This window comes from Kitasatospora sp. NPDC004723 (assembly GCF_040609255.1).
In the GTDB taxonomy this organism is placed as follows: Bacteria; Actinomycetota; Actinomycetes; order Streptomycetales; family Streptomycetaceae; genus Kitasatospora.
The window spans coordinates 17,852-40,881 of sequence record NZ_JBEXJT010000012.1; the positions used below are offsets into that span (position 1 = coordinate 17,852).

Sequence of the window (23,030 nt, forward strand, 5' to 3'; positions counted from 1 at the left end):
ATGCTGCTGCGCACCGTTCTGCGGATCTCGGCCGCCACCCGGATGCTGCCTTTCCTGCTCGGCTTCGTCCTGGTCGCGCTCGGCGACGAACTGACCGCCTGGGTCACCCCGGCCTACGGGCTCGCCGCCGCCGGACACGCCGGCCTCGCGCTGCCGTTCGCCTGCGCGGCGTGCGCGGCCGGCGGCGCCTGGGAGGGCGGACGGCTGCAGCGGGGCGGTGCGTTCGGCCGCTCGCCGGTCCGCTCCGCGACGGCCGTCACCACCCCGCTGCTGCTGCCGGTCGCGGTGATGGGCGCGCTCGGCATGGCCGCCGCCCTCGGCACCGCCGCGCTGGCCGGCGGCACCGTGCACGGCCTCCCACAGCCCGGTCTGTTCGCCGTCTGGGCCGGACTGCTGCTCGCCGCCACCCTGGTCGGCTCGCTCGTCGGCCGGGTGCTGGCGCCGGTGGTCGCCGTGCCGCTGGCGCTGGTCAGCAGCTTCGTGCTGACCTCCTATCCCGCCGCGTTCGACAGCTACTGGCTGCGGCACCTGGTCGGCGGCGGGCTCTCCGACTGCTGCGCCGTGGACCAGGTGCTGGACGGCCGGGCGGTGGCCGGCTCGCTGGCCTTCTCCGGCGCGGTCTGCGCGGCCGCCGTCCTGCTGATCCGCCGACGCGGCACCCCGCTCGCCGTGGCCGTCGCACTGGTGGTCACGGCGGGCGGCATCGCGGTCGGCGGCTGGACCGTCCGCGACCTCGGCCCCGAACCGGTACGCGCCCGGCCCGCCGGCGCCCTGGTCTGCGACGGCGGCCGGCCCCGCGTCTGCCTCTGGCCGGAGCTCGGCGGTGCCCGCTCGGCCGTGGTCCGCGCCGAGGTCCGACGGGTCACCGACACCCTGGCCGGGCGGGGCGTCACCGTCCCGGAGTCCTTCACCATGGCCGCCCGGCCCGGGCCGGGCGAGGCGGGACTCGGCGTCCCGACCGACGCCCGGGCGCAGGACGTCCTCCCCGCCGTGGTCGGCGCTCTGCTCCCGCGTGCCCCGGACTGCGCCCGCCGCGGCGAGCCCTACCCGGCCGCCGTCGCCATCGGCACGGCCACCGCCTGGCTCACCGCCCGGGCGGGCCCGGACGGCGGCACCCCGCCGGCGGCCGGCGTCGGCGGCCGGTTCACCGAGGCCGACGCCGCCCGCGCCGCCCAGTTGCTCCGGCTGCCCGACGGGGCCCAGCTCGCCTGGTACCGCGCCACCTCGGCGGCGCTGGCCGGCTGCGGCGCCCCGCCCCCGCCGATCCCCGACACCGGGACGGCCTCCGCGGGCGGGGGTGGGCGGTGATCTGGTGGTGCAAGGCGCGCGCCGTCCCGGTGCTCGCGGCCGTACTCGCCGCGACCTTCGCCGTCGGCCTGCCGTTCGGGGACGGCGAGCTGCCGGTACCCGCCCTGCACGGGCAGGCCGGGCACTTCCTGCTCGCGCACGTCGTCACCCTGCTCCCGGCGGTGTTCCTGCTGTACGGGCTGGGCCGGGGCGACCTGCGGACCGAGACGGTCGCCGCGCGGTTCCTGCGCGGGCTGGACGTCGGGCTCGCGCTCGCCCTCGCGGCCACCGGGACGGCCTGCGGCGGCCTCGCGTACGCGACCGGGCAGGGGGCGCTCGCCCTGGTCCTGGCCCGCAACATCGCCGGCTACCTCGGCCTCGCGCTGCTCTTCCACCCCCTGGTCGGCCACCGTCCGGCCGCCGCCGCGCTGGCCGCCGCCCCGCTGCTCTGCTCGGCGGCGGGCTGGTACCCGGACGGCCGGCCCCGGCCCTGGGCCTGGCCGCTGCACCCGGCCGGCTCCGCGCCCGCGCTCGCCGCCGTCGCCCTGCTGCTGCTCACCGGTGCGGCCGTCGCCCTGCTCCGCCGACGCCCGCCCAGCACGCCGCACCTCCTGGCCGGCTGAGTGCCCTCACCGGCCGGGCGGGCGGCTCAGCGGCGCCGGGGCCGGCCCAAGCGGGCGCCGCCCTGGGAGCCGCGGGGCCCGCGGGACGGCCGGGCCGCGCGCGGGTTGCCGCCGTCGGTGGCCGCCGGGGCGTCGGCCGTGTCGGGCCAGTGGGCGGGGCGCTTCAGCGTGGCCGGGAGGCGGGTGGCGGCGTCGCCGCGGGCGGCGTTGAGCTGCGCCTGGGTGAGGAACAGCGCCTCGGTGAGATCGGCGCCCGCCAGGTCGGCGTCCCGCAGGTCCGCGCCGACCAGGTCCGCGAGCCGCAGGTCCGCCCCCGCCAGGTCCGCCGCGACCAGCAGCGCGCCCCGCAGATTGGCCCCGCGCAGGTCCGCGCCGCGCAGCCGGGCGCCGAACAGGTCCGCGCCCCGGTGCTCGCGCCGGCGCGGGACGCCGGCCCGGACCAGCTCGCTGGCCCTGAGCAGCAGCTCGGCCACCGCCTGCCGGTGCGCGGGCACGTCGACCGCGAGGATCTCCTCCGGCGTGCCGCCGACCAGCCGCTCGGTCTGTTCCAGCGCCCGGCGCAGCTCGTCGTGCACCGGCCGGGCCGGTTCGAAGGTGAGCGCCTCGGTGAGGTACCGGAGCAGCTCGTGCAACTGCCGCACCACCGGGAACACCTCGAACATGGTCCCCGCGCTCTCCGGCGCCTCGCGCCAGCTGCGCCCGCCGAAGACGACCTGGGAAACCTGCTGGCCGGCCCCGAAGCAGTCGTACACCGTGCAGCCGGGGAAGCCGCTGTCCCGCAGCCGCTCGTGGATGCCGCAGGTGAAGTCGGTCCGCAGATTGCGGCAGGCGGTGCCGGCGGCCTTGTTCACGGCGAAGTCGGTGCCGGCGGCGAACGGCAGCGCGACGCAGCACAGTCCGAAGCAGCTCCCGCAGTCGGAGACGAGGTTGAGGCTCGGGACGCTCACGGTGCTGTTGTTCCTCCGGGACGACGGTGCGGTGCGGTGGTGCAGCTGTAGAGCGTACCGACAGTCCCCGTACGGCCGTCGGTTAGTGTGGTCGGCCGAGCACGAGCAGCACCGCGGCACCACAGCACCGACGGAGGAACCAAGGCATGTCCCGGCACGACGTGGCGCCGTACCCGGACACCGAGGACAGCGAGGACACCCCGGGCGCCGAGCCCACCGCCCTCCGCCTCCCGCCCCGCGCCCGCACCGTCGCGTTCACCCTGCTCTGCTTCGCGGTCTGCCTGGCGATCGGCCTCCAGCAGTGGAGCACCCTCCAGCTCGGCGGCTTCGACCTCGGGATCTTCGACCAGGGCGTGCGCGGCTACGCGCACTTCGGTCTGCCGGTGTCCACGCTGAAGAGCTTCCACCACGAGTTCCCGCCCGGCTTCTCGCTCCTCGGCGACCACTTCTCGCCGGTGATCGCGCTGATGGCGCCGCTCTACTGGCTCTGGGACGATCCGCGCTCGCTGCTCCTCGGCCAGGCACTCTGCTTCGCCGCCGGCGTGCCGCTGATCCGCCGGATCACCGACCGCTGCTTCGCCGACGCCGACCCCCGCACCGCCCGCCGCGCCGCCGACCTGGCCGCCCTCGCCCACGGACTGGGCTGGCCCCTGCTGGTGGCCTCGCGCGGCGGGTTCCACGAGGTGGCGTTCGCCGTGCCGCTGACGCTGCTGATGCTGGAGCGCGGGATGGCCCGGCAGTACTGGGCGTCCGCACTGGCCGGCCTGCTGCTCTGCTGCACCAAGGAGGACATGGGCCTGGCCGTCGGCGCCTACGGCCTGGTACTGCTGCTGCGGGCGCGCCGGGAACCGGACGCCGAGCGGCGCCGGCCGGCCGTCCGCTGGGGGCTGGGCCTGCTGCTCGGCGGCCCGCTCGCCTCGGCGGTGGCGATCGCCGAGCTGATCCCGGCGATGGGCGGGGTGCCCGGCTACTACTGGAACTACCAGGCGCTCGGGGAGGACGGCGGCTCGGCGGTCGCCCATGTGCTGGCCGACCCGACCCGCCTCGTCTCGGCGCTCTTCGACGCCCCGCTGAAGCCGCTGCTGCTGCTGTGGATCTTCGGCACGCTGTTCCTCCTCCCGCTGCGCTCCGCGACCGTGCTCCTGGCCGTCCCGCTGCTCGCCGAGCGGGTGCTCTCCAGCAATCCCAACCACTGGTCGATCGCCCGGCACTACGACGCGTTCCTCTGGCCGATCCTGCTGGTCGCCGCGGTGGAGGTGCTGGGCCGCTGCCACGACCGGGCGCCGACCCGACGGCTCGGCGTGGCCGCCGCCGCGCTGACCGTCGCGGCCGCGCTGCCGCTCGGGGTGGCGAACCTGTTCGTGCCGGCCTACTGGCAGCCGAAGGCGAGCGAGGCGGCGCTGCTGCGCGGCGCGGCGCTGGTCCCGGACGGCGCCTCCGTCGAGGCCGACAACCAGGCGGCGCCGCGGCTGACCGCCCGCGCGGACGTGGTGCTGGTCGACGAGAAGCCGCGCGGACGCGAGTACGTGCTGATCCGGGCGGACAAGCGGTCCTTCCCGTTCCGGACCGACCACGAGCAGGCGGCCAGGATCGAGCTGCTGCTGGCGCACGGGTACCGGACGGTCTGGTCGGAGGACGGCGTGTACCTGCTGCACCGGGAGGGCACCGAGCCCGTCCCGGGCGAGCAGGTGCCCGGCCCGGACGCCACCCCGTACCAGGACGCGGTGCCGTCGGACGTGGGCCACAACCTCTTCCGCGGCTGACGGCGGTCGCCGCAACGCCCGCCGCCGCCCGGCGGCCCGTACGCCGCTCAGCCCTCGTAGGGCAGCAGCTCCGCCCGCTTGGGCGGGCGGCCGTCGCCGGAGGAGCGGCCGGTCAGACGGCGGCCGATCCACGGCCCGAGGTGGGTGCGGGCCCAGCGGGCGTCGGCGGCCAGCTTCTCACCGCGGGTCGGCGGGGCGGCGACCGGCAGCGGGGCGCGCCAGTCGAAGCCGGCGGGGCGCCCGAGCGCTTCCAGGACGGCCTCGGCGACCCGGCGGTGGCCCTCGGACGAGAGGTGCAGCCGGTCCTCCGCCCAGAGCCGGCGGTCGTCGAAGCAGGGTGCGGAGAACAGGTCGACCACGGCGATGCCCGGATCCTGGGCGAGCTCCTGCACGAAGGCCTTCATCCGCAGGATCGCCGGGAGCAGCCGGGCGGAGCCGGCCATCCGCCGGGTCGGGTCGGTGCTGGTGAACATGACCACGGTGGCGCCGGTGGCGCGCAGCCGGGCGGCGGAGGCGCCGAGGAGTTCCTCGACCCGCGCGACGTCGCAGCGCGGGCGCAGCACGTCGTTGAGCCCGCCGGCCAGCGTGACCAGCTCGGCGCCCATGGCGGCGGCCCGGTCGAGCTGCTCGTCGTGGATCTGGCCGATGAGCTTGCCGCGGACGGCGAGGTTGGCGTACCGGAAGCCGCCGGCCGGGTGGTCGGCGGCGAGCCGGGCGGCGACGCGGTCGGCCCAGCCCCGGAAGTGGCCGTCGGGCAGCAGGTCGTCGCACATGCCCTCGGTGAAGGAGTCCCCGACGGCGACGTAACTGCGGAAGGCGGTGGGCGTGTTCTGGGTGTTCTCCATGGCCCGACGATCGTACGCGCGCGGCCGGCGCCGGGATCGGGCGGGATCCGGCGGGATCCTTCGTCCGAGCCGGTCAGACCCCCGCCGGCGCCCCTGCCGGCTCCTCCGCCGGCTGCTCCACCCCGCCGGTGATCCAGTGCGTTCGCACGGCATCGGTCGGCCGCTGCTCCCCCAGCGCGTCGAGCCCCCAGACGCCGAGCGCCGCCACGACCGGCCGCAGCGCGGCGCCGCGTTCCGTCAGCTCGTAGACGGTGGCGTTGGCCGGCCGTTCGAGGCGTCGCCGCTCGATGACGCCCTCGCCCTCCAGCTGCTTGAGCCGCGCGGCGAGGATGTCGGTGGAGACGCCGGGCAGGTCGGCGTGCAGGTCGGTGTAGCGGCGCGGACCGGCCAGGAGTTCACGGACGATCAGGAGGCTCCAGCGCTCCCCCACCGCGTCCAGGGCGCGGGCGACGGCGCAGTACTGGTCGTAGCTTCGGCGTGACATGTGGATCAGCATAGCCAAGAGGTTGGACTTTCCAAGTGCCTACTTGGTAGAACAAAGCGACCAGGATCGACGCGGGGTGACGGTCGGGAGGCCACAGATGGAGTTTCGGCAGTCCAGCAAGCTGAATGACGTGTGCTACGAGATCCGCGGCCCGGTGGTCGACCAGGCCAACGCGCTGGAGGAGGCCGGGCACAGCGTGCTCCGGCTGAACACCGGCAACCCGGCCACGTTCGGCTTCGAGGCGCCCGAGGAGATCCTCCAGGACATCATCCGCAACCTCCCCCGGGCACACGGCTACAGCGACTCGCGCGGCATCCTGTCGGCCCGCCGCGCGGTCGTGCAGTACTACCAGCAGCGCGGGGTCGACGGCGTGACCGTCAACGACGTCTACCTCGGCAACGGCGTCTCCGAGCTGATCCAGATGGCCGTCACCGCGCTGGTGGACGACGGCGACGAGGTGCTCGTCCCGATGCCCGACTACCCGTTGTGGACGGCGGTGGTCCGGCTGGCCGGCGGCAAGGCGGTGCACTACCTCTGCGACGAGGGGGCGGACTGGTTCCCCGACCTCGACGACATCGCCTCGAAGATCACCGCCCGCACCAAGGCGATCGTGGTCATCAACCCCAACAACCCCACCGGCGCCGTCTACCCGAAGGAACTGCTGGAGGGCATCCTCGACCTCGCCCGCCGCCACCAGCTGATGGTGCTGGCCGACGAGATCTACGACAAGATCCTCTACGACGACGTCGAGCACCACTGCCTGGCCGCCCTCGCCGACGACGTGCTCACGCTCACCTTCAACGGCCTCTCCAAGTCCTACCGGGTGGCCGGCTTCCGCAGCGGCTGGCTGGTCGTCTCCGGCCCCAAGCAGCACGCGAGCGACTACCTGGAGGGCCTCACCATGCTCTCCGGCATGCGGCTGTGCCCCAACGTGCCCTCCCAGTACGCCGTCCAGGCCGCGCTCGGCGGCCACCAGTCGATCAACGACCTGGTCCTGCCCGGCGGCCGCCTCGCCGAACAGCGCGACGTCGCCTTCCGCGCCCTCAACGAGATCCCCGGCGTCAGCTGCGTCAAGCCCCGCGGCGCCCTCTACGCCTTCGCCAAGCTCGACCCGGCCGTCCACCGCATCGTCGACGACGAGCGCTTCGTCCTGGACCTCCTGCTCCGCGAGAAGATCCACGTGGTCCAGGGCACCGGCTTCAACTGGCCCCGCCCCGACCACTTCCGCTTCGTCACCCTCCCTCGCGCCGACGACCTGGAGACCGCCATCAACCGCATCGGCCGCTTCCTCACCACCTACCGCCAGGTCTGACCCCGGCCGCGTCTCCCCCGCGGATTCGACCCCCGAGGGTGCTGACGCAGAAGAGCCGGCACCGCTCGGCCGGTGCGGTGGGACTCCGCGGTCCGGATTCGGCCCGCAGCCCCCGCAGGCGGTGCCTGCGGGGGCTGCCGCTGTGCGGGCGAGGCGGGGCTACCAGCCCCAGCCGCCGCCCTGGCCGTCGTCGTCGCGGTTGCCGTCCCAGCCCTCGCCGACCTCGCGGAGGATGGTGTAGTGGTCCACCCGGGTGCCGTCCTCCGCCAGGGCGGTGACGGTCATCTCGGACTTCTGGCCCAGGTGGGCGGGCTTCACGTCGACCTTGATGAAGGAGTAGCCGGTGTAGCGGACCCGCGACCACTCGACCTTCTCGGTGACCTTGCCACCGCCCTTGGCGAAGTAGTAGGTGTCCACCGAGTCGAGGCGGTTCTCGTGACCCTCGTAGGTGTCCGGGGCGTCGAACCGGTAGAGGCTGCGGCCGGCCGCGCCCGCCGTCACGTACACCACGCCGTCCTTGGCCGGCTCGACGGAGGCGCCGCTCGGCACCGCCCTGGAGACCTTGTTGCCGAGGATCGCGTCGGTGCGCTCGTACACGTGGTTGTGACCGTTGATCACCAGGTCCACCCGGTACTTCTCGAACAGCGGCACCCAGGCCTCGCGCACCCCGCCCTCGGAGGCGTGCTGGTGGGTGGTGGAGAAGGCGCAGTGGTGGAAGAAGACCACGACGAAGTCGATCGTCTCGTCGTTGCGCAGGTCCTTCAGCGTGCGCTCCAGCCAGCGGGTCTGCTTGCCCGCCGAGACGCCCAGGTTGGCCGGGATCTCGTAGGAGACGTCGTTGGCGTCCAGCGAGATGACGCCGACGTTCTTGTAGCGGAAGGAGTAGACGCCGGGGACGCTGCGCTTGTCCGGGCCGTTGTCCGGCAGGTAGAAGCGGGCGTTCTCGCCGCCGTAGCCGTTCGGCGAGTACCAGGCCTCCATGTCGTGGTTGCCGTAGGCGACCATCCACGGCACCTTCGAGGCGACCGTCTCGGTCTGCACCAGGAAGGCGTCCCAGGTGGTGGCGTTGAACACCGACTTGTCGGAGTCCTGGCCGGAGCCCGCCGGGTCGGCGTAGCAGATGTCGCCCGCGTGCAGGTGGAACGCCGGGTCCTGGGCCAGGATGATGTGGTCGTTGCCCTTGGCGTGGTCGCTGACGCCCTGGTCGCCGAAGGCGGTGAAGGTGAACGGCTCGTACACCTTGCCCCAGCGGTGCTCGCGCGAGGGCGCGGTGCGGAAGGTGCCGAGCGTGGAGACGGCCTGCTGCGAGGCCGGGTCGAAGCCCTGGTGGCCGACACCGTAGTAGTAGGTGGTGTCGGGGTGCAGGTCCTCCAGCGCCACGTGCAGGTAGTACTGGTCCACCGGCTGGCCGGTGGGGGTGAGCGCCGGGGTGTGCAGGGTGCGCACCTCCGCCTCGATCTTGTGGCTGAGGTCCCACGGGTTCTTGCCGTAGCGCAGGAACGGCCGCTTCACCGGGGCCGGCACCTGCCAGGAGACCCGGAACTGGGTGTCCGGCTCGGGACCGAAGGCGAGGTGACGTCCGATCGGGGCGACCAGCGAACCGTCGACGGTCGCGGTGGCGCCGCCGGCCAGCAGCTGAGGCGTCGTCGGGGCGGCCGAGGCGGTGCCGCTGCCCAGCGCACCGCCCACCGCCAGCGCGCCCACCGAGACGGCGCCGACGCGCAGCATCCGGCGGCGGGAGAAGCGGGCCCGCAGGTACTCGTGCTGCTCGGCCATGCTCATGCGTTCGGCGAGCTTGACCGGCACGCCCATGTTCGGAGTTTCCATGGACCGGACTCTTCCAGGCACGCGTTGACCCGACACGGACACGCGGTGAACGCGCCCGGGCGCGCCGGTCAGTCGAACACCAATGTTCGACCATGCCTCGGCAAAGCCGTACGCAGGCGAAACGCGTCTCCCGGGCCCGGACACGCGCACTCCGGACGGGGCTGGCAGGATCGTCCACCATGGCCCGGATCCTGATCTACCGTCGAAACCTCCGCTTCCCGCACGCCTCGGTCGTCGACGGCACCCGCGCGCTGGGCGAGCTGGGCGAGCGGCACGGCTTCACCGTCGACGCCACCGAGGACCCGGCCGTCTTCCGGCCCGCCGCGCTGCGCCGCTACGCCGCCGTGGTCTTCCTCTCCACCGGCGGCCCGGTGCTCGACGAGGCCGGGCAGGACGCCCTGCGCGCCCACCTGACCGCCGGTCACGGCTGGCTGGGCGTGCACGCGGCGTCCAGCACCGCGTACGAGTGGCCGTGGTTCGAGGGACTGGTCGGCGCCCGGTTCGACCGCCACCCGGCGATCCAGACCGCGCCGGTCCGGGTCGCCGACGCCGACCACCCGGCCACCGCCCACCTGCCCGCCCGCTGGGAGTGGACCGACGAGTGGTACGACTTCCGCTCCGACCCGCGCGATCGCGGCGTCCGCGTCCTGCTCACCGTGGACGAGGCCGACTACACGGGCGCGGCAATGGGCCTGGCCGACCGTCACCCGCTCGCCTGGTCCGGGGAGCACGACGGGGTGCCGACCTTCTACACCGCGCTCGGCCACGCGCCCGAGGCCTACGCGGACCGGGCCTTCCGCGGGCACCTGCTGGGCGGCCTGCGACACGTGCTCGGCTGAGCGGGCCCCCGGGCCGTCGTCACGACAGCACAGGACCGCCCGGAGCAGGGAGCCTGCTCCGGGCGGTCCGTCGGATCAGCCGGTTACCAGCAGTCCTCGTCCTTCTCCTTCTCGTTGGTCAGGCAGATGGGGACGCAGTCGTCGCAGTTCACCTCGATCGGGCCGGTGACCGGGTCGCGCGGCAGCTGGTAGCCGTCGGGCGCCTCGGTCTCCCGCAGGTAGTACTGCCCGACCGGCAGGTGGTCGAACTCGCAGGTTCCGTCGGCGTCGGTGGTGCAGCCGCTCACCTGGGTGTCCGGGTTGGCACCCCCGGTCTGCAGGCCGGGGACGCCGTTGCTCTCCCGCCACAGCTCGAACACCGCGCCGGCCAGCGGCTCGCCCGACCACTTGTCCTTCTTGGTCAGGTGGATCGAGCCCTTGCCCGGCGGCTTCGGCGACGGGCGGTCGGCGGCCGTGACCTGGACGCCCGCCATGGCGTTGGCCGCGGTCAGCATCAGCGGGCCGAACACCGGGTCGGCCGGCAGGTCGTACCCGGGAGGTGCGGCGATCTCCCGCCAGTAGTAGAGGCCGAGGTCCACCGTGCGGCGGCAGAGACCGTCCGCACCGGTGGTGCAGGTGCTACCCACCTGGGTGTCCGGGTTCGCGCCAGTGGTCTGGAGACCGGGAACGCCGTTGGTCTCCTCCCACAGCTCGAACACACCGCCGGCGAGCGGCGCACCGGTCTCGGCGTCCTTCTTCAGCACCCGCACCTCACCCGTGACCACCGACTGCGGAACGTCGGGCGCGGTGACCTGAACGCCGGACGCGGCGTTCGCCGAGGTCAGCACCAGCGGACCGAACACCGGCTGAGCCGGCAGCACGTACCCAGGGGGTGCGGCGATCTCCCGCCAGTAGTACGTGCCGAGCGGCACCGTGCGGCGGCAGAGACCGTCCGCACCGGTGGTGCAGGTGCTACCCACCTGGGTGTCGGGGTTCGCGCCGGTGGTCTGGAGACCGGGAATCCCGTTCGTCTCCTCCCACAGCTCGAACACACCGCCGGCGAGCGGGTTTCCGGTCACGGAGTCGGTCTTCAGAACCCGGACCTCACCGGTCACCGGCGCCTGCGCCACGTCGGGAGCCGTCACCTGCACACCCGCAGCGGCATTCGCCGCCGTCAGCACCAGCGGACCGAACACCGGATCCGCCGGCAGGACGTACCCGGGCGGCGCGGCGATCTCCAGCCAGTAGTAGGTACCGAGATCCACCGTCCGGCGGCAGAGACCGTCCGTGCCGGTGGTACAGGGGGTGCCCGCCAGCGTGTCGGGGTTCGCGCCGGTGGTCTGGAGACCGGGAATCCCGTTCGTCTCCTCCCACAGCTCGAACACACCACCCGCCAGCGGCGCACCCGTCACCGAGTCCGTCTTCAGAACCCGGACCTCACCGGTCACCGGCGCCTGCGCCACGTCGGGAGCCGTCACCTGCACACCCGCAGCGGCATTCGCCGCCGTCAGCACCAGCGGACCGAACACCGGGTTGGCCGGGAGCACGTACCCGGGCGGCGCGGCCGTCTCCTGCCAGTAGTAGGTGCCGAGCGGCACCGAGCGGCGGCACAGACCGTCCGCACCGGTGGTGCAGGTGCTACCCACCTGGGTGTCCGGGTTCGCGCCAGTGGTCTGGAGACCGGGAATCCCGTTCGTCTCCTCCCACAGCTCGAACACACCACCCGCCAACGGCAGACCCGTCACCGAGTCCGTCTTCAGCACCCGCACCTCACCCGTCACCGGCGCCTGCGGCGCGTCCGGAGCCGTCACCTGCACACCGGCCGGAGCATTCGCCTCCGTCAGCTCCAACGGACCGAACACCGGATCCGCCGGCAACTCGTAACCCGGCGGCGCGGCGATCTCACGCCAGTAGTAGGAACCGAGCGGCACCGTCCGACGGCACAGACCGTCCGCACCGGTGGTGCAGGACGTACCCACCTGCGTGTCCGGGTTCACGCCACTGGTCTGGAGACCCGGAATCCCGTTCGTCTCCTCCCACAGCTCGAACACACCACCCGCCAACGGCAGACCCGTCACCGAGTCCGTCTTCAGAACACGGACCTCACCGGTCACCGGCGCCTGCGCCACATCCGGGGCCGTCACCTGGACGCCCTGAGCAGCATTCGCGTCCGTCAGCACCAGCGGACCGAACACCGGATCCGCCGGAAGCACATACCCGGGAGGCGCGGCGATCTCCTGCCAGTAGTACGTACCGACCGGAACCGTCCGACGGCAGATGCCGTCCGCACCAGTCGTGCAGGACGTACCCACCTGGGTGTCCGGGTTCGCGCCACTGGTCTGGAGACCGGGAATCCCGTTCGTCTCCTCCCACAGCTCGAACACACCACCCGCCAACGGCGCACCCGTCACCGAGTCCGTCTTCAGGACACGGACCTCACCGGTCACCGGCGCCTGCGGCGCGTCGGGAGCCGTCACCTGCACACCCTGAGCGGCATTCGCCGGAGTCAGCACCAGCGGACCGAACACCGGATCCGCCGGAAGCACATAGCCCGGCGGAGCCGCGGTCTCCCGCCAGTAGTACGAACCGACCGGCACCGTCCGGCTGCACAGACCGTCCGCACCGGTGGTGCAAGGCCTACCCACCTGCGTGTCCGGGTTCGCACCGGTGGTCTGGAGACCGGGAATCCCGTTGGTCTCCGCCCAGAGCTCGAACACACCACCCGCGAGCGGCGCACCCGTCACCGAGTCCGTCTTCAGCACCCGCACCTCGCCCGTCACCGCGGCGGCGCAGTCGGGCAGGTCGCCGTTGAAGGGGTAGGCGTGGAACTCCTGGCCGCCGCCTCCGGTGGGCGAGCTGGTGTGGATGAGCCCGCCGGTGGTGTAGAAGCGGCCGTTGACCCCGGGCAGGGTGACCGTGGTCTGCGAAGCCTGCTCGCCGACCAGGACGCTGCCCTGGAACTGGCCGGTGCCGGCCAGGGTGACCGTGGTGGCGTCGGGGAAGTTCCACAGCAGGCGCTCGCGGTAGGCGTTCAGCGGGTCGTCGTCGGTGATGCCGCCGCTGAACGTGTTGATGGTCCGGGCGGCACCGGTGAGGTTGACGAGGATGGTGGCGCCCGCCGGAATGTTGGCGAAGGTGATGCCCTGCTGGGCGCCGCCCCGGCCGGTAAGGTCGAAGTCGACGTTGAAGACCTGGAGCGCCGACACGCCGTCACCGGTGAACAGCGTCTCGAATCCCGCGTTCACCGCGGTGCCGGTCGCGGTGCGGGGCACACCGTTGACCCGGGCGTAGCAGTCGGAGGCGGCGGTGAGCTGGTCGCGCAGGCCGGCGTAGGGCTGGATGGCGTCGGGGTCCTGGACGAGGGTGCCGACCACGGTGCCGGTGACCGTGCCCGCGTGCCGGACCACGCCGCCCTCGGCCACCAGGCTCTGGCCGGCGGCGATGGTGATGTCGTCACCGGTGGTGAGGAAGTCGGCGCCGTCCGGCGGAGGGACCCGCGAACCCACACCGACGATGCCGATGTTGTAGATGGAGCTGGCCCCGGGGTCCTTGGACTGGTTGAAGTCGTTGAGGACGACGACACGGCCCTCGGCCTCGGCGGCGCGGCCGCGGACCAGGAAGTCGGAGCCGACGAAGATGTTGATCCCGTTGTCCCGCCCGGCGAACGGGCCGTTGTTGATCGGGGGGAAGGGCTCGGGACAACTGCCGGGGACGCAGGGCCCCAGGCCACCGGGCAGCGTCGCGGCCTCGGCGGACACGGCTCCGGGGCCGAGCGCGAGGACGGGGACGAGGGCCGAGGCGATGGTGCACGGCAGTGCCAGGGCGAGGGCCTTTCGGCGGACGCGCGCTAACAGTCGGTTGAGGGAAGCCATGGTCGTAGCGTCCGACAGGCCATGTGCGCGAGGTCGCCGTTGACGCGTCCACGTACGCTGAATGATGAAACGCGCGCACCCGCACAGACCAACCGTCACCTGCCGCGTCCCGTCGGCCGGGACCGCGGACGGGCCGCGGGGCCGACCGCTCGACGGGGCGTCAGCGGGACGTGCTCAGGACGCCTCGTCCCAGGGGGACGCCGCCCGGTTGCCGGTGCCGTCGCAGGTGCGGCAGATCTCGTCGCGGTAGGCGTGCTTGGCACCGGTGGCGTCGACCCGGTAGCGGACGTAGACGCCGGTGCCGTCGCAGAGGAAGCAGTTGCCCCCGCCGCCGCCGACCTCGGTGGTGCCGGTGCCCTGGCAGGTGCGGCAGCTGAGGCCGGCGGTGCGGCCGGTGCCCGCGCAGATGCGGCAGACCGTGGTCATCGTCTTCCTCCCGGGTCGGAACCTGGGCCCGACGGAGGGGGCCCAGGTCATGGTAGGCGCTGACCGCCGCTTCCCGGGCGGGCCCTGCTCAGCCCGGCAGGCCCGCGCTCACGCGGCGGGAGACGGCGATCTGCTGGAGGTCGAGCATCCCCGGCGGGTCGGCGAGGCCGGGGCCGCCGGCCTGCACCCACGCGGCGATCTCCTCGATCATGTCGTCGGCGAGCACCCAGCCGAGCCAGACCGGCCGGCCGCCCGCCGCGCGGCCCTCGCTGGAGGGGCCGACCACGACGACGTTGGAGTGCGCACAGGTGTCCAGGCACTTGACGGCCCGGACCCGGCCCGCGTCGCCGACCGCGGTGCGCAGCCGCTCGTACTGGCCGGCGTGGTCGACGCCGGGGTGCTTCTCCTGGGTGCCGCAGCAGCAGCCCCGGCAGACGGTGACGGTCACCGGGGACGCCGGGCCTCGGCCGCCCGCCTTCCCCGCGGCCTTCCCCCCGGCCCGTTCGCGCTCACGCTCGCGTCGGCTCATCGTCCTCGGTCCTCCTCGTTCCGCAGGGCCCGCCGCGACGCCCGTTCGCGCGGCAGCCGCAGGCCGTGGTGGCCGACGATCACGGTGGAGCCCTCGTGCCCGGCGGCGCCGAGCGGCAGGGGCAGCGTACCCGCCAGGTCCCGGGTGACCGGCAGGGCGATGGCCGCCCCCGCGATCGCCGGGTTCTGCCCCCCGGGGCCCGCCTCCCCCCGCATCCGCGCCCCGTAGGATTCACCCATGGGACACGCAGCCGCCGAGAACACCGTGCCGCGGATGCGCCTGGACGCCTCCAACGCCGCCAAGGTGGCGAGCACCCTCCAGGCCCTCGCCACCCCCTCCCGCCTGCTGATCCTGGCCGAGCTCCGCGAAGGGCCGCGGGCCGCCACCGAACTCGCCGACGCCGTCGGCATGGAGCAGTCCGCCTGCTCCCACCAGCTGCGCCTGCTGCGCAACCTCGGCCTGGTGGTCGGCGAGCGCCGCGGCCGCTCGGTCGTCTACTCGCTGCACGACGACCATGTCGCCGCCCTCCTCGACCAGGCGGTCTACCACGTCGACCACCTGCGCCTCGGCATCGTCGACAACGGAATGGCGAGCTCCGCGCCGAAGAACGGCAGTTGAGCGACGCGACGGTGACCGCGGGAGCGCCCCGGCGGCTGGGCTGCGGGCCGTGGACCTCGTCGCGCTCACGATCGGCACGGTCCTGGGCGGCGGTTCGTACCTCGCCGGGACGCAAGCCGCGACCGTCTTCTTCTGGCCGGCTTTCACCCTCCACCGACGCCGGCCCGCCGCCCCGGCGGTCACGCCGTGGCCCTCGCCGCCGCGCGGCCCGCGATGCGGCCGGAGAAGAGGCAGCCGCCGAGGAAGGTGCCCTCCAGGGAGCGGTGGCCGTGGAGGCCGCCGCCGCCGAAACCGGAGGCCTCGCCGGCGGCGTAGAGGCCGTCGAGGACGGAGCCGTCGGGGCGCAGGACGCGGGCCGAGAGGTCGGTGTGCAGGCCGCCGAGCGACGTGCCGGTGAGCACCGAGAGCCGGACGGCGATCAGCGGGGCGGCGTCCGGGTCGAGGATGCGGTGCGGGGCGGCGGTGTGCAGCAGCCGGTCGCCGAGGTAGCGGCGGGCGCCGCGCAGGGCGGCCACCTGGAGGTCCTCGGCGAAGGGGTCGGCCGGCTGACGGTCCCGGGCCTCGACGACGTGGCGCAGTTCGGCGGTGTCGATCAGCGGGGCCCGCACCCTGGCGTTCATCGCGCGGGCGAGGTCGCGCAGGTTGCCCGCGACGACGAAGTCGGGCCCGTGGGCGAGCTGGGTGCGTACCGGGCCGGGGACTCCGGGCAGGGCCCGCCGGAGCACGGCGGGCAGTGAGCCGCCGGTGGGATCGGGGTTCCGTCCCGAGCCGGAGAAGGTGAACTCCTTCCCGATGATCCTCCGGTTGAGAACGAACCAGCTGTGCTCGTACCCGGTGGCCCCGAGGTGCTCCAGGGTGCCGAGGGTGTCGAAGCCGGGGAACAGCGGAGCGGGCAGCCGGCGGCCCAGGGCGTCGAGCCGGAGGGAGGACGGGCCGGGCAGGATGCGGATGCCGTGGCCGGCCCGGACCGGGTCCCGGTCGGCGATGCCCTCGGCGCAGTGCCACATCCGGTCGCCGTTGACCAGCGCGGCCCCGGCACCGGCGGCGACGCCCAGCATCAGCCCGTCGACGTGCGCGGGCACCCCGCGCAGCATCCGCCCGGGCGGGGGGCCGAGCCGGGCCGGCCAGGCCCGGCGGACCAGGTCGTGGTTGCCGCCGATGCCTCCGGAGGCGACGATCACGGCCTGCGCGCGCAGCTCGAAGTGGCCGGCCACCTCGCGGGACCCGGCCTCGCCGCGTGCCGCCGCGCCCGGGACCAGCACTTCGCCGGTCACCGTGTCGAGGGCGCCCGCGCTCGCGGCCAGGCCGGTGACCCGGTGCCGGAAGCGCAGGTCGACCAGCCCGCGGGCGGCGGCGGCGCGGACCTTGCGGACGAAGGGCTCCAGCAGTGCCGGGCCGGCGCCCCGGACGGTGTGGAGGCGCGGCACCGAGTTGCCGGGGCCGTCGGCGAGCGGTCCGCCGCGCTCGGCCCAGCCGACGACCGGGAGGAACCGCACGCCCAGCGCGCGCAGCCAGGCCCGCTTCTCCCCCGTGGCGAAGTCGACGTAGGCCTCGGCCCAGCGGTGCGGCCAGCGGTCCTCGGGCCGGTCGAAGCCGGCGGAGCCGAGCCAGTCCTGCCGGGCGAGGTCACGCGAGTCGCGGATCCGCAGTCGGCGCTGCTCGGGCGAGCCGACCAGGAACAGCGCGCCGGGGGACCAGTACGCCTGGCCGCCGAGCGAGGCCGCGGGTTCCTGGTCGAGCAGGATCACCCGCCGGCCGGCCCCGACGAGCTCGGCGGTCGCGGCGAGGCCCGCGAGTCCGGCTCCGATGACGACGACGTCGGCGTCCATGGCCATCCGGCGGCTCCTCCAGACCGGCGGCGGGCGGTCGCGCGCATTCCGCTCCGCCCCGTTTCGGAAATGAATTCGACACACCGTGGAGCGAAATTCGAAATTCCCGCCGGGGCGCCCTCCGAAACCGAGCGGCGAAACCGAGCGGCGAAACCTTCGGCGGGTTTCCGGAAATGTCTGCGCGCGGCATGGACGGCGACGAAACCTGCCAGTAACTTACCTGTCGGTAGTAGCTGTGGCCCGGCTGGTACGTCCCCCACCCGTTTCTCTCCCCCAGGAGGAACCGTGCTCCGCCGTGCCCGGAATTCCCTGCTGCTCGCGTCCACCGCGCTCGGCGCCGCCCTGGCGATGACCGCCACCGGCGCCCAGGCCGCCACCCCCGCCCCGCACCGCTACGTGGCGCTCGGCGACTCCTACGCGTCCGGCGCCGGCGTCCCGAACCAGTCGGCCGGCCTCTGCCTGCGCTCCGACCGCAACTACGGCCACCTGGTCGCCGCCGCCCTGAACGCCACCGCCTACCGCGACGTCACCTGCGCCGCCGCCAAGGTCAAGTCGATCACCCAGGCCCAGTACGACGCCTTCCTGCGGGTCAACGACCCGCAGATCGACGCGGTGACCGCGGACACCGACCTGATCACCCTCGGGATCGGCGGCAACGACCTCGGCGACAGCGACATCGGGATCGGCGACGTGATCGCCACCTGCATCGCCGGCGCGGTGGTCAACCCGCTCGGCACCCCGTGCACCGACGTCTACCACCACGGCTACTGGGACTGGTCCAGCTGGTCCTGGCAGTACGGCAACGACGACCTCGCCGACCGGATCGACGCCACCGGGCCCCGGCTCGCGGACACCGTGCGCAAACTGCGCGCCAAGGCCCCCGACGCCCGGATCCTGCTGGTCGGCTACCCCTCGGTGCTGCCCGCCGACGGTGCCTCCTGCGTGCTGCGCCAGCCGCTCGCCCCGGGCGACGTCCCGTACCTGCACGGCGTGCTCGACCGGCTCAACGGGATGCTGCGGTCCACCGCCGCGGCGGTCGGCGCCGGCTACGTGGACACCGCCGCCCCGACCCGCGGGCACGACGTCTGCTCGGACGCCCCCTGGATCGAGGGCGCGCTGCCCGGTTCCCCGGCCGTCCCCTTCCACCCGAACGCGACCGGCGAGCGGGTCATGGCGGACGCCGTCCTGGCCGCCCTGCGCTGAGCGGGAACCGCCCGAGGGGGCGGTGACCGCACCCGGTCACCGCCCCCTCGGTCGTGCGCTCGGCCGCCTCACGGCTTGATGCGGACCACCTGCGGGTCGTGGTCGCTCGCCTGCTGGGCGAACTCGGCGTTGATGTGCACCACGTCGTACTTGGCGTACCCGACCTCCGGGCTGACCAGGATGTGGTCCAGCACCTGCGAGTTGCCCTGGTAGACGTACGAGTACTGCTCCTTCTCCGGCAGCTCGTTCACCAGGTCGCGCAGCACGCCGTCCTTGGTGAGCGCGGCCAGCGCGGGCGAGAACTGGTAGTCGTTGAAGTCGCCGACCGAGACCACCTTGGCCTCCTTGTCGGCGGCCAGCAGCTTGGCCACGAAGGCCTGCTCCACGGTGGCCTGCTTGATCCGCTGGACCTCGGAGGAGCGGGTCGGGGCCTGGAAGCGGCTGTCGATGCCCTGGTCGCCGCCCTTGCTGTTGAAGTGGTTGGCGATGACGAAGACCTTCTTGCCGCGGAAGGAGAACTGCCCGACCAGCGGCTTGCGGCTGCTGGTCCACGCCTCGTCGGCGGGGGCGATCCGGCCGGGCGAGGCGGTCAGCGAGGCGGCGGCGCCGGTGCCGGCGACGTCCACGGCGGTGGTCGCGGTGCCGCCGGGGATGTCGGTGAAGGACACCCGCTGCGGGTTGAACAGGAAGACCTGGCGGATGTTGCCGCCGGGCTCGCCGCCGTCCTTGCCGTCCTGCGGGTCGACCGAGCGCCAGTCGTACGCCGGGCCGCCGGCCGCCTTGATCGCGGCGATGAACTTGGCCACGGTCTGGCTCGCGTCCACCGTGCCGTCGTTCTTGGCGCCGTTGTTGTCCTGGATCTCCTCCAGGGCGACGATGTCGGGCGAGCGCAGGTGGGTGACGATGCCTGCGGCCAGCTCGGCGAACTTGGCGTCCGGGTTGGTGGCGGCCAGGTTCTCCACGTTGTAGGTGGCGACGGTGAGTTCGCGCTCGCCGGCCTGGGCGGTGACCTCGCGCTGCAGGTGGTTGTCCTGGAGCGCGCCGAGGGTGCCGGCGACCAGGGTGTAGCCGCCGAACTGGTTGTAGTCCAGCGGGCCGCTGGTGGTACCGGTCAGCACGTCGCCCACGTTGGCGACCGGGAAGGGCTGCCGGGAGACCGGGGCCTGCTGCTGGACCATCAGGCGGCCGACGTTCGGCTCGGCGTAGGACTCGTAGAGCAGGCCGCCGCGCTTGCTCTTCTGGTCCTGCTTGTCGGCGGCGACCCACAGCTCGTTGTACTTGTCGGTGGCCTGGACCACCCGCACGTCGCGGACCTCGACGAGCATGCCCTCCAGCGACTCGTAGAAGTCGAGGGCGTACTTCTCCGGGTCCAGGGCGACGCCGTTGACGGTGCCGTCGGCGCCGGCCGGCGGGCTGTAGGTGCCCGGGATGTTGCGGGTGTCGACGACCACCGGGGCCGGCAGCGGGTTGCCGGAGGAGAGCACGGTGACGGCCGGGTTGCTCAGCTGGGTGAGCGACTGCGAGCCGCCGTTGAAGTTCGGGTAGTACTCCGTCACCTTGCCGGTGACCAGCACCGAGTCTCCGACCTTGACGGTCGGGTCGGCGGAGCCGGTGTAGACGAAGACGCCCTCGCTGGTGGCCGGGTCGGCGTCCGGGTTCGGGTCCTGGATCCAGAAGCCCTTGGAGCCGTACGCGCGCACGCCGGTGACGACGCCGGGCACGCCCGCGACCGTCTTGCCGGTGCGCTCGGACACCCGGGTCTTCCCCTGGATGTCGTGGATCCGCACGGTACCCGGCTCGGTCGGGCCGGTCGGGGTGGAGCCCTCGGCGACCTCGCCCCGGCTGTTGGTCGGCGTCGGGGCGCCGGCCGCGAGGTCGGCCGCGTTGTCGTCGGTGTCGGGCAGCCCGGCCTTGCGGGCCACCGAGGCGGTGTTGGAGGCGCCGGGCACCGAGGCCGAGCCCTCGTGGACCACGGCGGTGCCGAAGCCGACGAGGTCGCGCACCCGCGGGTCGGCGGCGCAGTCGGCGGCGGTCTTGCAGGTCAGCGGGTCGGTGCCGCGGACCAGCGCGACGGTGCCGCTGGTGGCGGAGAGCGCCAGCGAGCCGGCCGCGTCCGGGGTGGGCAGCTCGACGGTGCCCGCCGCGCCGGCCGACTCGGCGACCAGGTAGCGCCCGCCGGGGGCGATCGACCCGGTCAGCGGGGTGACGCCCCACTGGGAGCCGGCACCCGGCGTCGCGGATATGTACTGGATGCTCCAGCCGTCCAGGCCGAAGGCGGCGCCGCCCTTGTTGGCCAGCTCGACGAAGTCGTTCTTCAGGGTGGCGCCCGAGTTGCCGCCACCGCCGTAGACCTCGGCGATCAGCACGTCGGCGGAGGGCGCGGCCACGGCGGCCGGCAGCGGGGCCAGCACCAGGGAGGCGGCGAGACCGGCCGGGAGGATCGCCGCGCGCAGCAGGGCGCGGCGGGAACGCGGACGGGGAGCAGTGGGGGTGGTCACCGGAACGGGACTCCTAGCTGTGGGTGAGGGTCGGTCGGGCCGGGCGCACCGCGCACCCCGCCCCGCTACCCGCGTAGAAAGCCGTGCGAGGGCCGGGATCCACCCCCGCAGCGCCCAAAGATACGCGCGTAGAAAATGGCCGGACAAGAGCCCGGAAGTGAACTTCTCCGTTACGTCCGACGATCGTCGCCACCGCCGCGACCACCGCCGCGACCACCGCCGCGACCGGCTACAGCCAACCCCGCTGAGCCGCCTTCAGGCCCGCCTCGAAGCGGCTCGCCGCCTCCAGACGCTCCATCAGCGCCGCCATCTGCCGGCGTACCGTGCGCACCGAGACGCCGAGCCGCTTGGCCGCCGCGTCGTCGGTCAGGCCGGTGGACAGCAGCCGCAGCAGTTCGCGCTCGCCGGGGCTCAGACCGGTGGCGGCGTCCTCGGGGCGGGGGTCCCCGCCGAGCGGGACGGCCGTCTCCCAGGTCTGCTCGAACAGCGCGACCAGCGAGGCGACGATGCCCGGCTCCTCGGTGCACAGCGCGCCGGCCCGGGTGTTCTCCGGGTCGATCGGCACCACGGCGGTGGTCCCGTCGAAGACCAGCATCCGCGGCGGCAGCACCGGGGCGGTGCGCACCCGGCCGCCCAGGCCCGTCATCCACTGCGTGTAGGCGAAGGTCTCCGGGTCGTTGCGGACGCTGTCCTGGTAGATGGTGCGCAGGCTGACGCCGCGCCGCAGGGCGTCCTCGTCGAGCGGGCGGGAGGCGGCCAGGCTGGCCGCGGACTGCGCGCCACCGGGCATCACGCCCAGGCACTCGGTGGTCAGCCGGGCGGTCAGCACCTCCAGCTTGGCCTGGATCGCGTCGAGGCCGACCAGCCGCTCGCCGCCGTCCACCAGGGTGGCCGAGCGGAGCGCGGCGTACTCCGCGACGGCGCGCGCCACGGCCGCCTTGGAGACCGCCAACTCCTGCTGTCGGCGTGCCAGTTCCTCTTCCTGACGGCGCAGCAGCAGCTCCAGCCCGCGCTCCGGGCTGACCGGCCACAGGGCGCCCGGGCGCTCCCGGGAGGCCCGCAGCAGGGTGAGGTCGGCGAGGCGGTCGAGGGCCGCCCGGACCTCGGGGTCGGGGAGTTCGAGGCGTTCGCAGAGTTCGGCCACTCCGCCCTCCGGATCCGCGAGCATCTCGCGGTACACGGCTTCCGCGGTGGCGTCCAGGCCCAGCAGTTCCAGCACGTCAACGACCCCTGATCGTCACAGCATCGCCTCAAGCGAATGAATACCCGTCCGGTCTGCCGAACCCCGATCCTTCCGTCGGCCGTCCCACCCCCACAAGGCCCGATCCGGTCAGCCGAGCCGAATCGGACCATCCGGTCTGTTCCGCGGAGGGAACCGGGCGGGCGACGCCACCCCCGGCGGCCGGCCCGGGGTTGCAGCATGCTGCCTGGCCGGATGCTGCCCGCCGCACTCCCTCCCCACGGGGGGCGGGCAGCGGGAGGATGCGGTCTGCGCGCAACGCACCGCCCTTCTCGAACACGCCCTGAACCACCGTGCACAGACAGGAACCGCCGTGCCGAAGACCGTCCGACTGCTCGCCGTCACCGTTCTCGCGCTGTCCCTCGCCACCGCCGCCGCCCCCGCCTTCTCCGCCCCGCGGACCGCTCCGTCCGCCGTCACCCTCGCCACCACCACCCCCGCCGACGGGCCGGGGATCGGCTGGGACGGGCCGGGAATCGGCTGGGGCACCGCGGGCGCCGGGACCATCGGCTGGGACAGCCCGGTCAGCGGCCCGGGCATCGGCTGGGACTGACCGTTCCGTGTTCGCCGTCCATCTGACCCTCCTGGACGTCTCCGCCGCGCCGACGGGCGGGGCCGGAGCCGACGACGTCCAGGCCGCCCTGTGGGCACGCGCGGTTCCGGGTGACGGCCTGGAGCACGTGCGCGCCCGCGCCGTCCCGGGAGGCGTCGGCCTGGTGCTGTACGTCCGCGCGCCCCACCGGGAGGCGGCCGAGGTGCGGGCGCACGCCCTGCTCGGCCGGGCGCTGGCGGACGGCCCCGCGCGCCGCTACGCGGTGGCGGCTCCGCCGTAGGCCGCGGGGCCTTCCGCCGGCCGCTTCCTGACCTTCCGTCCGGTTTTCGAACGGTTCCCTTCACCCGCAAATTTGG

18 protein-coding genes and 2 pseudogenes are annotated in these 23,030 nt (G+C 73.9%); 9 read left to right on the plus strand and 11 right to left on the minus strand.

The features are described from left to right. Nucleotides 1-1,308 carry a hypothetical protein gene (locus tag ABZW10_RS15035; protein ID WP_355364470.1) on the plus strand — a complete coding sequence of 436 codons (1,308 nt, stop codon included), beginning with the start codon at nt 1-3 and terminating at the stop codon, nt 1,306-1,308. After that, the gene (locus ABZW10_RS15040) at nt 1,305-1,910 is read left to right on the plus strand and encodes a hypothetical protein (protein WP_355364473.1); all 606 of its coding nucleotides are present in this window, start codon (nt 1,305-1,307) and stop codon (nt 1,908-1,910) included. The genes ABZW10_RS15035 and ABZW10_RS15040 overlap by 4 nt, the downstream gene beginning before the upstream one ends. Before the next feature lie 26 nt (nt 1,911-1,936). On the opposite strand, the gene ABZW10_RS15045 is transcribed toward ABZW10_RS15040, so the two are convergent. Then, the gene (locus ABZW10_RS15045; protein ID WP_355364476.1) at nt 1,937-2,857 is read right to left on the minus strand and encodes a pentapeptide repeat-containing protein; all 921 of its coding nucleotides are present in this window, start codon (nt 2,855-2,857) and stop codon (nt 1,937-1,939) included. Nucleotides 2,858-3,003: 146 nt separating this feature from the next. Between ABZW10_RS15045 and ABZW10_RS15050 the strand changes: the two genes are divergently transcribed. Then, nucleotides 3,004-4,620 (plus strand): DUF2079 domain-containing protein, encoded by a 1,617-nt coding sequence (locus ABZW10_RS15050; RefSeq protein ID WP_355364479.1) that lies wholly within the window; start codon nt 3,004-3,006, stop codon nt 4,618-4,620. Between the two features lie 47 nt (nt 4,621-4,667). On the opposite strand, the gene ABZW10_RS15055 is transcribed toward ABZW10_RS15050, so the two are convergent. Both ABZW10_RS15055 and ABZW10_RS15060 read right to left on the minus strand, forming a co-directional pair. After that, nucleotides 4,668-5,465 (minus strand): SGNH/GDSL hydrolase family protein, encoded by a 798-nt coding sequence (locus ABZW10_RS15055; protein WP_355364482.1) that lies wholly within the window; start codon nt 5,463-5,465, stop codon nt 4,668-4,670. 133 nt (nt 5,466-5,598) lie between these two features. After that, a pseudogene (locus ABZW10_RS15060) lies at nt 5,599-5,949 on the minus strand (helix-turn-helix domain-containing protein); the annotation flags it as partial. 97 nt (nt 5,950-6,046) lie between these two features. On the opposite strand from ABZW10_RS15060, the gene ABZW10_RS15065 reads away from it, so the two are divergent. Then, nucleotides 6,047-7,261, plus strand: coding sequence for a pyridoxal phosphate-dependent aminotransferase (locus ABZW10_RS15065; RefSeq protein WP_355364485.1), 1,215 nt, complete (start codon nt 6,047-6,049; stop codon nt 7,259-7,261). A 159-nt stretch (nt 7,262-7,420) separates the two neighbouring features. On the opposite strand, the gene ABZW10_RS15070 is transcribed toward ABZW10_RS15065, so the two are convergent. Next, on the minus strand, nt 7,421-9,088 hold the full coding sequence (locus tag ABZW10_RS15070) for a metallophosphoesterase family protein (protein WP_355364488.1): 1,668 nt from the start codon (nt 9,086-9,088) through the stop codon (nt 7,421-7,423). 179 nt (nt 9,089-9,267) lie between these two features. Between ABZW10_RS15070 and ABZW10_RS15075 the strand changes: the two genes are divergently transcribed. Then, the gene (locus ABZW10_RS15075) at nt 9,268-9,927 is read left to right on the plus strand and encodes a ThuA domain-containing protein (protein ID WP_355364491.1); all 660 of its coding nucleotides are present in this window, start codon (nt 9,268-9,270) and stop codon (nt 9,925-9,927) included. An 83-nt stretch (nt 9,928-10,010) separates the two neighbouring features. On the opposite strand, the gene ABZW10_RS15080 is transcribed toward ABZW10_RS15075, so the two are convergent. The 4 genes and pseudogenes from ABZW10_RS15080 to ABZW10_RS15095 form a co-directional block, all read right to left on the minus strand. Then, nucleotides 10,011-13,778, minus strand: a complete 3,768-nt coding sequence (locus ABZW10_RS15080; protein ID WP_355364494.1) for a SpaA isopeptide-forming pilin-related protein — start codon at nt 13,776-13,778, stop codon at nt 10,011-10,013. Nucleotides 13,779-13,952: 174 nt separating this feature from the next. Next, nucleotides 13,953-14,204 carry a hypothetical protein gene (locus ABZW10_RS15085; RefSeq protein WP_030302164.1) on the minus strand — a complete coding sequence of 84 codons (252 nt, stop codon included), beginning with the start codon at nt 14,202-14,204 and terminating at the stop codon, nt 13,953-13,955. A gap of 88 nt (nt 14,205-14,292) precedes the next feature. Continuing rightward, nucleotides 14,293-14,733, minus strand: a complete 441-nt coding sequence (locus ABZW10_RS15090) for a (2Fe-2S) ferredoxin domain-containing protein (RefSeq protein ID WP_355364497.1) — start codon at nt 14,731-14,733, stop codon at nt 14,293-14,295. Next, nucleotides 14,730-14,921: pseudogene (locus ABZW10_RS15095) on the minus strand (hypothetical protein); the annotation flags it as partial. The pseudogene ABZW10_RS15095 and the gene ABZW10_RS15090, both read right to left, overlap by 4 nt. Nucleotides 14,922-14,970: 49 nt before the next feature. On the opposite strand from ABZW10_RS15095, the gene ABZW10_RS15100 reads away from it, so the two are divergent. Continuing rightward, nucleotides 14,971-15,351: a metalloregulator ArsR/SmtB family transcription factor gene (locus tag ABZW10_RS15100; protein WP_355364500.1), complete on the plus strand. Its 381-nt coding sequence runs from the start codon at nt 14,971-14,973 to the stop codon at nt 15,349-15,351. Between the two features lie 179 nt (nt 15,352-15,530). Here ABZW10_RS15100 and ABZW10_RS15105 read toward each other — a convergent pair whose 3' ends face one another. Continuing rightward, nucleotides 15,531-17,186 (minus strand): FAD-binding dehydrogenase, encoded by a 1,656-nt coding sequence (locus tag ABZW10_RS15105; protein ID WP_355364503.1) that lies wholly within the window; start codon nt 17,184-17,186, stop codon nt 15,531-15,533. Between the two features lie 279 nt (nt 17,187-17,465). Between ABZW10_RS15105 and ABZW10_RS15110 the strand changes: the two genes are divergently transcribed. Next, nucleotides 17,466-18,383 (plus strand): SGNH/GDSL hydrolase family protein, encoded by a 918-nt coding sequence (locus ABZW10_RS15110; RefSeq protein WP_355364506.1) that lies wholly within the window; start codon nt 17,466-17,468, stop codon nt 18,381-18,383. A 68-nt stretch (nt 18,384-18,451) separates the two neighbouring features. Here ABZW10_RS15110 and ABZW10_RS15115 read toward each other — a convergent pair whose 3' ends face one another. Beyond that, nucleotides 18,452-20,881, minus strand: a complete 2,430-nt coding sequence (locus tag ABZW10_RS15115) for a lamin tail domain-containing protein (protein WP_355364509.1) — start codon at nt 20,879-20,881, stop codon at nt 18,452-18,454. Nucleotides 20,882-21,110: 229 nt separating this feature from the next. Further along, complete coding sequence (locus ABZW10_RS15120) at nt 21,111-22,100, minus strand: LuxR C-terminal-related transcriptional regulator (protein ID WP_355364512.1); 990 nt, start codon at nt 22,098-22,100, stop codon at nt 21,111-21,113. A gap of 334 nt (nt 22,101-22,434) precedes the next feature. Here ABZW10_RS15120 and ABZW10_RS15125 point away from each other — a divergent pair, with 334 nt between their 5' ends. Beyond that, a complete protein-coding gene (locus tag ABZW10_RS15125) occupies nt 22,435-22,674 on the plus strand; it encodes a hypothetical protein (protein ID WP_355364515.1) in 240 nt (79 codons plus the stop codon). 7 nt (nt 22,675-22,681) lie between these two features. Continuing rightward, nucleotides 22,682-22,954: a hypothetical protein gene (locus tag ABZW10_RS15130; RefSeq protein WP_355364518.1), complete on the plus strand. Its 273-nt coding sequence runs from the start codon at nt 22,682-22,684 to the stop codon at nt 22,952-22,954. Nucleotides 22,955-23,030 lie beyond the last annotated feature (76 nt).